At 73.9% G+C, this 13,662-nt stretch carries 13 protein-coding genes and 1 pseudogene; 8 read left to right on the top strand and 6 right to left on the bottom strand.

The annotated features are described in order from the left end of the window. Positions 1 to 135 precede the first annotated feature (135 nt). From LCD31_RS00110 to cobS, 3 genes are read left to right on the top strand one after another with little or no spacing between them, the layout of a single operon-like run. On the top strand, positions 136 to 690 hold the full coding sequence (locus LCD31_RS00110; protein WP_224955304.1) for a bifunctional adenosylcobinamide kinase/adenosylcobinamide-phosphate guanylyltransferase: 555 nt from the start codon (positions 136 to 138) through the stop codon (positions 688 to 690). 28 nt (positions 691 to 718) lie between these two features. Then, entirely contained in the window at positions 719 to 1,825 is a 1,107-nt protein-coding gene (gene cobT / locus LCD31_RS00105; RefSeq protein ID WP_224955303.1) for a nicotinate-nucleotide--dimethylbenzimidazole phosphoribosyltransferase, read from the top strand. Between the two features lie 25 nt (positions 1,826 to 1,850). Continuing rightward, complete coding sequence (cobS, locus tag LCD31_RS00100; RefSeq protein WP_224955302.1) at positions 1,851 to 2,585, top strand: adenosylcobinamide-GDP ribazoletransferase; 735 nt, start codon at positions 1,851 to 1,853, stop codon at positions 2,583 to 2,585. A 4-nt stretch (positions 2,586 to 2,589) separates the two neighbouring features. Here the strand turns inward: cobS and LCD31_RS00095 are convergent, their stop codons facing one another. From LCD31_RS00095 to LCD31_RS00085, 3 genes are all read right to left on the bottom strand, one after another. Further along, positions 2,590 to 2,871: a MoaD/ThiS family protein gene (locus LCD31_RS00095; RefSeq protein ID WP_224955301.1), complete on the bottom strand. Its 282-nt coding sequence runs from the start codon at positions 2,869 to 2,871 to the stop codon at positions 2,590 to 2,592. A 10-nt stretch (positions 2,872 to 2,881) separates the two neighbouring features. Then, positions 2,882 to 3,961 (bottom strand): exo-alpha-sialidase, encoded by a 1,080-nt coding sequence (locus LCD31_RS00090; protein ID WP_225044075.1) that lies wholly within the window; start codon positions 3,959 to 3,961, stop codon positions 2,882 to 2,884. Positions 3,962 to 4,087: 126 nt separating this feature from the next. After that, on the bottom strand, positions 4,088 to 5,188 hold the full coding sequence (locus LCD31_RS00085) for a branched-chain amino acid aminotransferase (RefSeq protein ID WP_224955299.1): 1,101 nt from the start codon (positions 5,186 to 5,188) through the stop codon (positions 4,088 to 4,090). Between the two features lie 145 nt (positions 5,189 to 5,333). On the opposite strand from LCD31_RS00085, the gene LCD31_RS00080 reads away from it, so the two are divergent. Beyond that, positions 5,334 to 5,630 (top strand): hypothetical protein, encoded by a 297-nt coding sequence (locus tag LCD31_RS00080; protein ID WP_224955298.1) that lies wholly within the window; start codon positions 5,334 to 5,336, stop codon positions 5,628 to 5,630. A 9-nt stretch (positions 5,631 to 5,639) separates the two neighbouring features. Here the strand turns inward: LCD31_RS00080 and LCD31_RS00075 are convergent, their stop codons facing one another. Next, complete coding sequence (locus LCD31_RS00075) at positions 5,640 to 6,305, bottom strand: DUF402 domain-containing protein (RefSeq protein WP_224955297.1); 666 nt, start codon at positions 6,303 to 6,305, stop codon at positions 5,640 to 5,642. Positions 6,306 to 6,312: 7 nt separating this feature from the next. Further along, complete coding sequence (locus LCD31_RS00070; protein ID WP_224955296.1) at positions 6,313 to 7,593, bottom strand: APC family permease; 1,281 nt, start codon at positions 7,591 to 7,593, stop codon at positions 6,313 to 6,315. A 402-nt stretch (positions 7,594 to 7,995) separates the two neighbouring features. Between LCD31_RS00070 and LCD31_RS00065 the strand changes: the two genes are divergently transcribed. Then, positions 7,996 to 9,486 carry a leucyl aminopeptidase gene (locus tag LCD31_RS00065; protein ID WP_224955295.1) on the top strand — a complete coding sequence of 497 codons (1,491 nt, stop codon included), beginning with the start codon at positions 7,996 to 7,998 and terminating at the stop codon, positions 9,484 to 9,486. A 132-nt stretch (positions 9,487 to 9,618) separates the two neighbouring features. Further along, positions 9,619 to 10,128 carry an OsmC family protein gene (locus tag LCD31_RS00060; RefSeq protein ID WP_224955294.1) on the top strand — a complete coding sequence of 170 codons (510 nt, stop codon included), beginning with the start codon at positions 9,619 to 9,621 and terminating at the stop codon, positions 10,126 to 10,128. Positions 10,129 to 10,132: 4 nt separating this feature from the next. Here LCD31_RS00060 and LCD31_RS00055 read toward each other — a convergent pair whose 3' ends face one another. Continuing rightward, positions 10,133 to 10,474, bottom strand: coding sequence for an oxidoreductase (locus tag LCD31_RS00055; RefSeq protein WP_224955293.1), 342 nt, complete (start codon positions 10,472 to 10,474; stop codon positions 10,133 to 10,135). A 308-nt stretch (positions 10,475 to 10,782) separates the two neighbouring features. Here LCD31_RS00055 and lpdA point away from each other — a divergent pair, with 308 nt between their 5' ends. Together lpdA and sucB are read left to right on the top strand one after the other, a co-directional pair. Next, the gene (lpdA, locus tag LCD31_RS00050; RefSeq protein ID WP_224955292.1) at positions 10,783 to 12,153 is read left to right on the top strand and encodes a dihydrolipoyl dehydrogenase; all 1,371 of its coding nucleotides are present in this window, start codon (positions 10,783 to 10,785) and stop codon (positions 12,151 to 12,153) included. A gap of 73 nt (positions 12,154 to 12,226) precedes the next feature. Further along, positions 12,227 to 13,564 (top strand): annotated as a pseudogene (gene sucB, locus LCD31_RS00045) (2-oxoglutarate dehydrogenase, E2 component, dihydrolipoamide succinyltransferase); the annotation flags it as partial. Positions 13,565 to 13,662 lie beyond the last annotated feature (98 nt).

Here is a 13,662-nt window from a genome sequence, read left to right as displayed (position 1 = left end):
CCCGGTGGGGGGCGGCGCCGGGGCCCCCGGGCCCCGGGGGAAACCCCCCCCCTGCGGGGCCCGGCCCCCCCCCCCCCCCCCGCGGGCCCGGGTACGGTTCCCGCAGTCGTTCACCCGATCGCAGGAGGTGCACCGGTGGCCGCGTCCGCACGCACCCTGGTGCTCGGCGGGGCCCGCTCCGGGAAGTCCGCGCACGCGGAGGGCCTGCTCGGCGCCGAGGAGCCCGTCACCTACGTCGCGACCTCCCGGCACGACCCCGGCGACGCCGAGTGGACCGAGCGGATCGCCGCGCACGTCGTCCGCAGGCCTGCGACCTGGACGACCGCCGAAGCCGGCGACCCCGCGACGCTGCTGGAACTGCTGCGCGGCGCTCCCGCGGACGGCCCCGCGCTGCTGGTGGACGACCTCGCGACCTGGCTGACCGGGGTGCTCGACGACGCGGGCGCCTGGGACCGCGACCCGGCGGCGCTCGACGCGGTCGCGGCCCGCTGCACCGCGCTCGTCGAGGCCGTCGCGGGCTGCGCGGCCCGGCTGGTGCTGGTGTCCGCGGAGGTCGGGCTCGGAATCGTGCCCGCCACGAGTTCTGGAAGACTTTTCCGCGACCGGCTCGGCGAGCTCAACGCGCGGCTCGCCGACCGCTGCGACGCAGTGCTGCTGCTCGTCGCGGGAGTCCCGCTCCGGTTGCGCTGACCACCCGCCCCTACCCCGGAGGTAACCCTTGTCCACCGCACCCGAGAACACCCCGGTCCGGTTCGGCGCCGTGCCGCCGCCGGACGAGCAGGCGCGGCGGCAAGCGGTGGCCCGGCAGGAGCAGCTGACCAAACCGGCCGGTTCGCTCGGAAGGCTGGAAGAGCTCGGGGTGTGGGTCGCGGGACGTCAGGGCAGTTGCCCGCCGCGCCCCTTCGAACGCGCCCGGGTGGTGATCTTCGCCGGGGACCACGGCGTCGCCGAGCACGGCGTGTCCGCCTATCCCGCCGAGGTCACCGGCCAGATGGTGCGCAACTTCCTCGACGGCGGTGCCGCGGTGAACGCGCTGGCCAGGGCGAACGGCGCCACCGTGCGCGTGCTGGACGTGGCGGTGAACGCCGACACCCCGCCCGCGGTGTCCGGGCGCAAGATCCGCCGCGGTTCCGGGGCCATCGACCGCGAGGACGCGCTCACCGCGGACGAGGCGCGGGACGCGGTCGAACTGGGCAAGGCCGTCGCCGACGAGGAGATCGATTCCGGCGCGGACCTGCTCATCGCCGGTGACATGGGCATCGGCAACACCACCCCGGCCGCGGTGCTCATCGCCGCGCTCACCGGCATCGAGCCGGTGGCGGTGGTCGGGCGCGGCACCGGGATCGACGACAACGCGTGGATGCGCAAGACCGCCGCGATCCGGGACGCGCTGCGCCGGGCCCGCCCGGTGCTCGACGACCCGGTGGCGCTGCTGCGCACCAGCGGCGGCGCGGACATCGCCGCGCTCGCCGGGTTCCTCGCGCAGGCCGCGGTGCGCCGGACGCCGGTGCTGCTGGACGGCGTCGTCGTCGGCGCCGCCGCGATGGTCGCCGAGGAACTCACGCCCGGTGCCCGCCAGTGGTGGCTGGCGGGGCACCGCACCGCCGAGCCGGGCGGGACGCTGGTGCTCGAACACCTCGATCTGAGCCCGATCCTCGACCTGGAGATGCGCCTCGGGGAGGGCTCCGGGGCCGTCACCGCGCTGCCGGTGCTGTCGGCCGCGGTGCGCGTGCTGGCGGAGATGGCGACGTTCGGCGAGGCGGGCGTCGGCGGCCCCACCTCCGCCGAGGCCATCGGCCCCGACCCGGAGGACCAGGAGCTGTGACCTGCCCCGGAACGGCCGCGGCCCGATGAACGGGCTGCTGCTGGCGGTGTCCTGGCTGACGGTGCTGCCGCTGCCCGCCCGCGAGGTCGACGACCGCGCCTGCCGCCAGGCCATCGCGCTCGCCCCGCTGGTGGGCGCGCTGGTCGGCGGGTTCGGCGCGGTGCTGCTGTGGGCGCTGACGGCGCTCGGCGCGCCGGGACTGCTGGCCGGGCTGCTCACCGTGGCGGCGCTGGTGCTGGTCACCCGGGGCATGCACGTGGACGGGCTGGCCGACACCGTCGACGGCCTCGGCTGCTACGGCCCGCCGGAGCGGGCGCTGGCGGTGATGCGCGACGGCGGCGCCGGCCCGTTCGCGGTGGTCGCGCTGATCATCGCGGTGGGCGTGCAGGCGGCGGCGCTCGCCGAGCTCGCCGCGTCCGGGCGCTGGGCGGTGGTAGTGCTGGCGTGCGCGGCGGGCCGGGGTGCGTTCGTGCTCTGCTGCCGCCGCGGGTTGCCGGCCGCGCGACCGGAGGGCATGGGCGCGCTGGTCGCGGGGACCCAGCCGTGGTGGCTGGTCGCCTGCTGGTGGGCCGGGCTGCTGGCCGGGGGCGCGCTCGCGGCGTCCTGGTCGGGGGCGGCCGCGGTGCTGCTGGCCTGCGTGGTGCTGCTCGGGTTCACCGCGCACGTGCGGCGGCGCTTCGGCGGCATCACCGGCGACGTGCTCGGGGCGGGCGCCGAGCTCACCACCACCCTGGTGCTGGCGGTCTCCGTGCTCGGCTGACGCGTCAACCACCGGCGACCGAGGGGATGACGCGGACCTCGGTCCCGTCCCGCACCTCCGATCCGGCGCCGTCCAGCCACCGGCATTCCTCCCCGTCGAGGTAGAAGTTGACGTGGCGCCGCAGCCCGCGGCTCTCGTCCCGCAGCCGCCGCTCCAGCGCCGGGTGCCGGGCCGCGACCACGTCCAGCACCCCCGCCAGCGTGGCCTCCCCCGGTTCGACCTCCAGCCGCTGCCGCCCGCCCGCGTGCTCGCGCAGCAGCAGCGGCAGCACCAACGTCACCCGCACCGCCACCACCTCACCAGCTCATCGCGCGCAGCGAGAGCACGTCGGGCAGGTGCGCGGCGATCCGCTCCCAGCGGTCCCCGTCGTCGCCGCCCGCGTACACCTCGCCGCTGCGGGAGCCGAAGTACACCCCGGCCGGGTCGGCGTCGTCGGTGCACAGCGCATCGCGCATCACCGCGGACCAGAACCGGTCGGGCAACCCCTCGGACAGCCCGGTCCAGGTCTCCCCCGCGTCCTCGCTGCGGTACACGCGGCAGCGCCCGCCCGGCGGGTAGCGCGTCGCGTCGGCGGTCAGCGGGAACCCGAACACCACGTCCGGGCGGTGCGGGTGGGTCACGATCGGGAAGCCGAAGTCGCTGGGCAGCCCGTCGGCGATGGAGCGCCAGCTCGCCGCCCCGTCGTCGCTGCGGTACACGCCGTGGTGGTTCTGCAGGAAGAACCGCTCCGGCTCCGCGGGGTGCTGGGCGATCTTGTGCACGCACTGGCCGAACTCGGGGTACTCGTCCGGCAGGAAGTACGCCCTGATGCCCCGGTTGCTCGCCTGCCAGCTGTCCCCGCCGTCCTCGGTGCGGTAGACGCCGCCCGCCGACATCGCCACCACCACCCGGTCCGGGTCGTGCGGGTGCGCGAGCACGGTGTGCACCGCCTGCCCGCCGAACCCGGGCTCCCAGCGCTCCCGGTGCGGGTGGCCCCACAGCCCGCGGACCAGCTGGAACGTCCGCCCGCGGTCTTCGGATCGGAACAGCGCGGACGGCTCACCGCCCGCGTGCACGACCTCCGGGTGGTCGGCGGGACCCGGCGCGAGCTGCCACACCCGTTCCAGCGCGACCCCGGTGTCGGCGGGGAACGCGATCGGCGCCACCTCCGGTTCCTGCCAGGTGGCGCCGAGGTCGTCGCTGGTGACCACGCTCGGCCCGAAGTGCGTGCTGGAGGCGCCGACGAGCAGCCGGGGCGCACCGCGGGTGTCGGCGGCGACGGCGTAGATCTCCGCCATCGGCAGGTGTGGCCCGGTGACTTCCCAGTCCCCGCGGTGGCGGTGCGCCAGCCACAATCCCTTGCGGGTGCCGATCAGCAGGAGCACTCGGTTCGACATCTTCGCCCCCTTGACGTGGTCCACGTCATCGGAAGCTACGCCGGGGCACCGACAACCCGCCCGGGCCGAAAGCAAGGCGCCCCCTCGATTTCGCCGGGACGAGGGGGCGCCGAGCAGGGGGTTCGGTCAGGCGAGCGGGACCATCCAGCCGTGCCGGTCGGGCGCGGTGCCCTGCTGGATGGCGGTGAGCCGCTCGCGCAGCTTCATCGTCACCGCACCGGCCTTGCCGTCGGCGACGGTGAACTCGCCGTCCTGGTGCTTCACGTGCCCGACGGGGGTGATCACCGCGGCGGTGCCGCAGGCGAACACCTCGGTGAGCTCACCGGAGCGGGCGCGCTTCTCCCACTCGTCGGTGGTGATCCGCCGCTCCTCGACGGCCAGGCCCAGGTCGGCGCCGAGCTCCAGCACCGAGGACCGGGTGACGCCGGGCAGCAGGCTGCCGGACAGCTCCGGGGTGACCAGCCGGGCGTCCGCGCCGGAGCCGAAGACGAAGAACAGGTTCATCCCGCCCATCTCCTCGACGGCGCGCCGCTCCACCGCGTCCAGCCACACCACCTGGTCGCAGCCGTTCTCCACGGCCTGCGCCTGCGCGGCGAACGAGGCCGCGTAGTTGCCCGCGAACTTCGCCGCCCCGGTTCCGCCGGGCGCGGCCCGCACGTACTCGTGGCCCAGCCACACCGTGACCGGCTTGACGCCACCGGAGAAGTAGGAGCCGGCGGGCGAGGCGAGCACCAGGTACAGGTACTCGCTGGCCGGGCGGTTCACGCCGAGGCTGACCTCGGTGGAGATCATGAACGGCCGCAGGTACAGCGAACTCTCCCCCGCTTCCGGCACCCAGGCGCGGTCGACGTCGACGAGCTCGCGCAGCGAGTCCAGGAACACCTGCTCCGGCAGCTCCGGCATCGCGATGCGCTGCGCCGAGCGCTGGAACCGGCGCGCGTTCTGCTCCGGGCGGAACGCGGAGATCGCGCCGTCGGGCTGCCGGTAGGCCTTCAGCCCCTCGAAGATCGCCTGCGCGTAGTGCAGCACCGTCGTCGCCGGGTCGAGCTGCAGCGGGTGGTAGGCCTCGACCTTCGCGTCGTACCAGCCGCGCTCGGTGGAGTACCGCACCGTCGCCATGTGGTCGGTGAAGAACTTCCCGAAGCCGGGATTCGCCAGTACGTCCGCGCGGTGCGCCTCGGTGGCGGGATGCGAACTGGGAATCCGGGAGAACGAGAGTTCTGTCATGCCCGTACCGTATCGCGCGCCTCGGAACAGTGGAAACCGGTGTGTCATCGGTCGGTCCTCCTAGTGTCGGAGGCTGCCCGAACCCGTTCCAGGCGGTCTTCCCGGAGACGTACCGGTGATCCGTTCGGACCTCTATGATGAGGCCATGGGTGACCAGGAGAACCTGCCGGTGACGGGACCGACGACGGTCCAGCAGGACACGCTCGCGGCCGCGCTCGGCCTGCTGCTGCCGCTGGGCGGCGGGCTGCTCGTGCTGTGGGGGTACGCCTGGCTGGGCTGGTTCGGCGCGATCGTCGGCGGCGCGGGCGTCGCCTGGTGGGGCTTCTGGTGGTACGGCAAGCACAAGACGCTGTTCCCGAAGGACCTGCGCGGTGGCCAGGTCGGCGGGTTGGCGGCGCTCACCGCCGTGTTCGGCCTGTTCTTCTTCCTCGCGCTGGCCTGACCGGCGGGTTCAGCGCACCAGCTCGGCGGGCAGCGAGGGCAGCGCCCACCCGGGATCGGGCCGGGCGTCGCAGTGGCTGCCGTCGAACGGGAACAGCTCCCGTTCGGCGAGGTCCGCCATCCGCTCCCCCTCCGCGCGCAGCCGGTCGAGCCGCCGCTGGTCGATGCGGCCGGCGGCCAGCGCGGAGGCGAGCTCGTCCTCGTCCTTCCACGACCACTTCCCGCCGGGGAACACCTCCAGGTCGAGCACCCCGTCCACCCGGTTGACGCCGGTGGCGTCCCGCCCCAGCGGCACCTCCAGGTTCACGTACCAGTTGCGGAAGCTGCCGTCGGCTTCGAAGAACCACCACACCGAGGACCACTGCTCGGCGAACACCAACCGCAGCGTGGCCGTCGTGCGCCACACCGACAGCGCGGGCACCCGGGTGCCGGAGAACCGCTCGTGCAGCGGCAGCTCCCGCGGGGTGCGCCCGTCCGGCGAGGTGGTGATGCGGATCGGCGTTCCCGGCAGCACCCAGCACAGCAACCGGTCCGGCCGATCGTCGACCACCCGCGCCGGGTGCACGGTGCCGAGCGAACCGTCGAGGCGCCAGAAGCGGTAGAGGATGTCCGAGCCGGGCTCCCACCGGTCCGCGGGGTCCGGCCGAGCACCACGTTCGGGACCGCGTTCGAGCATGCCGACCTCAACTCCAGCGCCGAGAGACCAGGCCCGCCAGCAGCGGACCCGCGATGACCACCACGAGAGTTCCGAGCATCGCATGGACGGGCATGCTCATGGCCAGGATCACGGCCAATCCCATCCCCAGGCACGCGGACCGCATCCGCCACACCTGGTCGTCCGCGAGCAGCACCCGCGCGGCGGCGTTGGCCAGCGCGTGGTGCACCAGCAGGCAGCAGGAGGCGAAGGCCATCGCGGCGACCGGCTGCACCAGCAGCGCCACCACCGCGGCGGCGACGCCCGCGCACAGGTCCAGCAGGTACGGGGTGCCCGCGCGGCTCGTCCGGCCGAGCACCGCGGGCAGGTCCTGGTCGCGCTGGACGGCGAGCGCCGTGGAGCGCAGCGATTCGAGGATCCCCAGCAGCACCGGGAACAGCGCCAACCCCACCGCGGTGCCGACCAGCGGCCGCAACCCGCCGCCCGCGGCCGCGTCCATCGCGTCGAGCACCGGCTGCCCGGACAGCGCGAGCCGGGCCGGGCCGAGCTGGTGCAGCAGCGCCGTCGACAGCAGCAGCACCGCCGCGCCGGTCACCACCAGCGCGGCGATCACGGCCCACTTCACGACCTTGCCGCGGTAGCGGTCCTGCTCGTGGGCCGGGGCGGTGAGCCGCTCGAAGCCGAGGAAGCCGAAGAACAGCACCCCGGCCGCGCCGGTGATGCCGATGGCCCCGTCGCCCCGCGGCGGACCGACCGGTAGGCCCGCGGGCGGTTCGATCGCGAAGCACACCGCCACGACCAGCCCCACCACGACCAGCGCGAGCAGCAGCCACACCCAGGCCGCGGCGCCGCGGATGCGCAGCCCCGCGGTGGCCGCCAGCACGACGAACAGCACGATCGCCGCGGCGATCGCGGGCGGCGCGGCGGGCATCGCGTGCTGGACGATGACCTCCGCGACCGCGGCCAGGGCGGCGACCTGCCCGGCGAGCGCGGTGGCGGCACCGAACCGCGCGGGCAGCACGCCGAGCCGCGCCCGGATGCACGCGTAGCCGGCGCCGGGGCCGCGGTAGCTGGCGGACTGGTGCGCCGAGGCCAGCGCGCAGCACGCGACCGCCACCAGCACCAGCGGGATCGCGAGCGGCACCAGCCGCCCGGCGGCGAGGGTGGCGGGGGCGATGCCGACGAACAGGCCTGCGCCGAGCATGCCGCCGAGCGCCAGCGGCAGCGCCGATCCGAGCGACCGCCGAGGTCCGCCCGCGGCGGGACCCGCACCGGTTGCCGCCTGCTGCTCCGCGACCTGTTGCCCCACTCGTCCACCTTTGCAGAACGCGGTCCCCACCGGCAGCCGCCTGCCGGTCGACGCCGACCGGGCACGCCCGCGGCGGCGGCCCGGCGGGCGCCGCGCGGCCGGTCGCGCCCGGGTCCGCGGCGGCCCAGCCTACGCACCGGCACCGGCCCGTCCCGGTGCGCTTTCCCACCGGACCGCGCCGACGCGCTCCCGCGCGGGAAAACCGCTGGCGATGATCGGCGCAGCGCTAAGCTCGGACCTACGGCGCGGCCGGTCGCACCGCGACCGCCTGTCGGACCCACCGCGGCCCGCCCGATCTACAGTGGCGGTCGCGGGACGGCCTCCGACCAGGTCAGGCCCGCCGGGGACAGTCCCTACGTCCGAGATCCCCATCGACGGCGACACCGCCCGGAGGAAACACACGTGAGCACGCCGAAACTCGCCCTCACCGACACCAAAGCCGCGAAACTCACCGCGGACGTCCTGGTCATCGGCACCATCGCCGGTGCGGACGGCCCGGAGATCGCACCGGGCGGCGAGGAGGTGGCCGCGGCCTTCGACGGCGACCTGGCGAAGGTGCTCGCGACCCTCGGCGCCAGCGGCAAGGCCGAGGAGGTCGTGAAGCTGCCCGCGGGTTCCGGGCTGCGCGCGGACGTGCTGCTGGCCGTCGGGCTCGGCAAGGTCACCGGCGACTCCCCCACCGGCGAGCAGGTGCGCCGCGCCGCCGGTGCCGCGGCCCGCGCGCTGAGCGGTGTCGCGCACGCCGCGACCACGCTGGGCGCGCTGGACCTGGGCGCCGCGGTGCAGGGCACCGTGCTGGGCGCCTACTCGTTCCGCAAGTACAAGTCCGAGCCGGGCGACGACCCGGTGAACCAGGTCGACCTGGTCGTGCCGGACGCGAAGGACGACGCCGCCAAGCACGCGCTCAAGGGCGGCACCGCCATCGGCGAGTCCGTCACCATCGCCCGGGACCTGATCAACACCCCGCCGAACGACCTGTACCCGGGGTCCTTCGCCGACCGGGCGAGCGAGCTGGCCCGGTCCGCGGGGCTGGAGGTCGAGGTGCTCGACGAGGCGGCCCTGCGCAAGGGCGGCTACGGCGGCATCCTCGGCGTCGGCGCCGGTTCGAGCCGCCCGCCGCGCCTGGTCCGGCTGCGGCACAAGGGCCCGAAGGCGGCGAAGAAGGTCGCGCTGGTCGGCAAGGGCGTCACCTTCGACACCGGCGGCATCTCGCTGAAGCCGGCCGCCTCGATGGACGAGATGACCTCGGACATGTCCGGCGCCGCCGCGGTGATCGCCACGATGGTGCTGGTCTCGAAGCTGAACTACCCGCTGGACGTGACCGCCACCGTGCCGATGGTGGAGAACATGCCCTCCGGCACCGCGTACCGGCCCGGCGACGTGCTGAGCATGTACGGCGGCAAGACGGTCGAGGTCCTCAACACCGACGCCGAGGGCAGGCTGATCCTGGCCGACGCGATCGTGCGCGCGGGCGAGGACGAGCCGGACTACCTGATCGAGACCTCCACGCTGACCGGCGCGCAGGTGGTGGCGCTGGGCAAGCGCACCCCCGCCGTGATGGGCGACGAGGACTTCCGCGACCGCGTCGCGAAGCTCTCGCAGGCCACCGGTGAGGGCGCCTGGCCGATGCCGCTGCCCGAGGAGCTGCGCGGCGACCTGGACTCGAAGCTCGCCGACCTGGCGAACGTGGCCGGGCACCGCTGGGGCGGCATGCTCACCGCGGGCCTGTTCCTGAAGGAGTTCGTCCGCGACGGGCTGCCGTGGGCGCACATCGACGTGGCCGGCCCGGCGTACAACACGAACTCGCCGCACGGCTACACCGCGAAGGGCGGCACCGGTGTTCCGGTGCGCACGATCGCGGCGGTGCTCGCCGACATCGCCGAGAACGGCTGACGAAGGACTCCCGGACGGGGCGCCGAGTGCGCTCGGCGGGCCGTTCGCCGTCCGCGCCACGTGCGGGAACGGCTGTGAGCCGCGTCTCAAAGGGATCACCACGGCCCTGCCCCGCGATGCCAGGATGGGGTGGTGAGCGAAACGAGCGAGCAGCAGCCGACCACCCCCGGGCCTGCGCGGCACGGTTTCGCGGTCGAAGTGGTGTGGACCGGCAACACCGGTGCGGGCACCAGCAGCTACCGCAGCTACGAGCGCACCCACGAGGTCCGCTCGGCGGGCAAGAGCACCATCGAGGCCTCCGCGGACCCGGCGTTCCTCGGCGACGCCGACCGGTACAACCCGGAGGAGCTGCTCATCGCGTCCCTGTCGCAGTGCCACATGCTGTGGTTCCTGCACCTGGCCGCGGAGTGCGGCGTGGTGGTGGTCGGCTACCACGACCACGCGCAGGGCGAGCTCGCGGAGAACGCCGACGGTTCGGGGCAGTTCCGGGAAGTGGTGCTCCAGCCGGAGGTCGCGGTCGAGGACCTGGCCAGCGTGGACGCCGCGGAAGCGCTGCACGAGCGCGCGCACGAGCTCTGCTACATCTCGAAGTCGGTGAACTTCCCGGTGCGGCTGACCCCGTCCACCCGGGTCGCGAACTGACGCGTCAGCCCAGGTCGCGGCGGCGCTGCCGGTCCCGCAACACCCGCTGCCGGGCCTGGTAGTCCCGCATCCGCTGCGGGTAGCCGAGTTTGGCCACCTCGTAGCAGGGCATTCCCTGCTTGCGGGCGAAGCGGAACGCCGCTTCCGGTCCCGCGACGCGGCGCCGGGTCCACTCCCCGTCGTGCGCGACGAGCAGCACCGTGGTCTCGGTGACGGTGGTGCGGGGTTCGACGAAGGCTTCGACGCCGTGGCGCTGCTGCGCCCAGGTCCGCAGGTGATCGGTGTCCCGCGAGTCGGCCGGACGACCCGTGGTGCGCCGTCGCCGAAAACGATCGAACAGACCCACGGCATTCGCCTCCCCGCGCGCTGGAAGCCGGCCGCGGATTCGATTCACCTGCGCGCGGCCGCACTCGGAGACACCTCCGGAAAACCGGTGCTCCCGTTCGCGATGATGCCACCGGGCGCCTGTGACGAAGCTGAGAATCGGAAAAAACGATTCAGTGGGATCGGGCACGTTCGCGCGATCAGAGCGAGCCCACGTCGCGTCGTCCCAACGGGTGGTGACAAGATGGCTGCCAGGTGTTCCGCGCCTCGCGCGACAGCCGGGCCGGGCGGCACCTCAGCGATTCAACGATGGCTGTCGAGGAGTGCGAAGTGACCGACACGTCCGCCGATCTGGTCATTCTCGGCGGCGGTTCGGGCGGCTACGCCTGCGCTTTCCGCGCGGCTGAGCTGGGCCTGTCCGTCGTCCTCATCGAAAAGGACAAGCTCGGGGGAACCTGCTTGCACCGCGGGTGCATTCCCACGAAGGCTCTCCTGCACGCCGCGGAGGTCGCCGACTCCGCGCGCGACGGCGACCAGTTCGGGGTGAAGACCTCGCTGGAGGGCATCGACATCGCGGGGGTGAACTCCTACAAGGACGGTGTCGTCGGCAAGCTCTACAAGGGCCTGCAGGGCCTGGCCAAGGCGCACAAGGTGACGCTGGTCGACGGCGCGGGCACGCTCGTCGACAAGAACACCGTCGAGGTCGACGGCACCCGCTACACCGGCAAGAACGTCGTGCTGGCCACCGGCTCGTACTCCAAGTCGCTGCCCGGCCTGGAGCTCGGCGGCCGCGTCATCGCCAGCGAGCAGGCGCTGAACCTGGACTTCGTGCCGGAGAAGGTCGTCGTGCTCGGCGGCGGCGTGATCGGCGTGGAGTTCGCGAGCGTGTGGCGCTCCTTCGGCGCCGAGGTCACCATCGTCGAGGCCCTGCCGCACCTGGTGCCGAACGAGGACGAGTTCGCCTCCAAGCAGCTGGAGCGCGCGTTCCGCAAGCGCGGCATCAAGTTCAAGACCGGCGTCAAGTTCACCGGCGCCACCCAGACCGACTCCGGCGTCTCGGTGAGCCTGGAGAACGGCGACCAGCTCGACGCGGACGTGCTGCTGGTGGCCGTCGGCCGCGGCCCGAACACCGCGGGCCACGGCTACGAGGAGGCCGGGATCCAGCTGGAGCGCGGCTTCGTCGTCGCCGACGAGCGGCTGCGCACCAGCCTGCCGGGCGTGTACGCGGTCGGCGACATCGTGCCCGGCCTGCAGCTCGCGCACCGCGGCTTCCAGCAGGGCATCTTCGTGGCCGAGGAGATCGCGGGCCAGAACCCGCAGGCGATCGACGAGGCGGGCATCCCGCGCGTCACCTACAGCCACCCCGAGGTCGCCTCGGTGGGCCTGACCGAGAGCGCCGCCAAGGAGCAGTACGGCTCGGTGCAGACCTTCACCTACGACCTCGCAGGCAACGGCAAGAGCCAGATCCTCAAGACGGCGGGCGCGGTGAAGCTGGTCCGCGCCACCGACGGGCCGGTGCTCGGCCTGCACCTGGTCGGCGACCGGGTCGGCGAGCTCATCGGCGAAGCCCAGTTGATCTACAACTGGGAGGCGCTGCCCGAGGACGTGGCACCGCTGGTGCACGCCCACCCCACGCAGACCGAGGCCCTCGGCGAGGCGCACCTCGCCCTGGCCGGCAAGCCGCTGCACGTCCACGGCTGATCCGGTCCGCTTCCCGCACCAGCACAGCACCCCGCCACACCGCACGAGGAGTCCGCGAGCGATGTCCTTCTCCGTCCAGATGCCCGCGCTAGGCGAAAGCGTCAGCGAGGGCACGATCACCCGGTGGCTCAAGCAGGTCGGCGACACCGTCGAGGTCGACGAGCCCCTGCTGGAGGTCTCCACCGACAAGGTCGACACCGAGATCCCGTCGCCGGTCGCGGGCACGCTGCTGGAGATCGCCGCGGGCGAGGACGACACCGTGGAGGTCGGCGGGAAGCTGGCCGTGATCGGCGAGCAGGGTGCCGCTCCGGCCGCGCCCGCCGCGCCGGAACCGGCTCCCGCCCCGGCCGCCGCGCCCGCTCCGGAACCGAAGCCGGAACCCGCCGGCCAGGCACCGGCCGCGCCGGCCCAGCCCTCTGCTCCGACCCAGCCCGCCGCGCAGCAGCCCGCCGCGCAGCAGTCCGGCCCGTCCGGCAGCACCCCGTACGTGACACCGCTGGTGCGCAAGCTCGCCAACCAGCACGGCATCGACCTGTCCACCATCAAGGGCAGCGGTGTCGGCGGCCGGATCCGCAAGCAGGACGTGCAGGCCGCGGTCGACGCCGCCCAGGCGCAGCCGGCGGCCCCGGCCGCCGCGAAGCCCGCGGCCCCGGGCGCGCAGGCCGCCCCGGCCGAGGAGGCCGAGGCGCTGCGCGGCACCACGCAGCAGATGTCCCGGCTGCGCCAGCTGCTGGCCCGCCGCATGGTCGAGTCGCTGCAGACCGCGGCGCAGCTGACCACGGTGATCGAGGTCGACGTCACCCGCATCGCGAAGCTGCGCCAGCAGGCGAAGGCCTCCTTCGAGGCGGCGGAGGGCGTGAAGCTGTCCTTCCTGCCGTTCTTCGCGAAGGCCGCCGCCGAGGCGCTCAAGCTGCACCCGAAGGTGAACGCCTCGGTCAACGAGGAGAGCAAGGAGATCACCTACCACGCGGCCGAGCACCTCTCGATCGCCGTGGACACCTCGCGCGGACTGGTCTCCCCGGTGATCCACGACGCCGGGGACCTGAACCTCGGCGGCCTGGCCCGCAAGATCTCCGACGTGGCCGAGCGCACCCGGAACAACAAGCTCAAGCCGGACGAGCTCTCCGGGGGCACCTTCACCATCACCAACACCGGCAGCCGCGGCGCGCTGTTCGACACCCCGATCCTGAACCCGCCGCAGGTGGGCATGCTGGGCACGGGCAGCGTCGTGAAGCGTCCCGTGGTGGTCTCCGACGACAACGGCGGCGACACGATCGCGATCCGGTCGATGGTGTACCTGGCGCTGTCCTACGACCACCGGCTGGTCGACGGCGCGGACGCGGCCCGCTTCCTCACCACGCTGAAGCAGCGGCTGGAGGAAGGCGCTTTCGAGGCCGACCTCGGGATCTGATCCGGCTCCGAGCCACGGGGGGGGGCGGGCCCCCGGGGGGGGGGGGGCCCCCCCCCGGGGGCGGCCCGGGGGGCCCCCGGGGGCAACCGGGGGGGGAG

The sequence above is a fragment of the Saccharopolyspora sp. 6M genome (genome assembly GCF_020176775.1).
GTDB classification, from domain to species: domain Bacteria; phylum Actinomycetota; class Actinomycetes; order Mycobacteriales; family Pseudonocardiaceae; genus Saccharopolyspora_C; species Saccharopolyspora_C gregorii.
The sequence above is the reverse complement of the archived record's forward strand: the minus strand, read 5'-3'. Positions and strand labels throughout refer to the sequence as shown.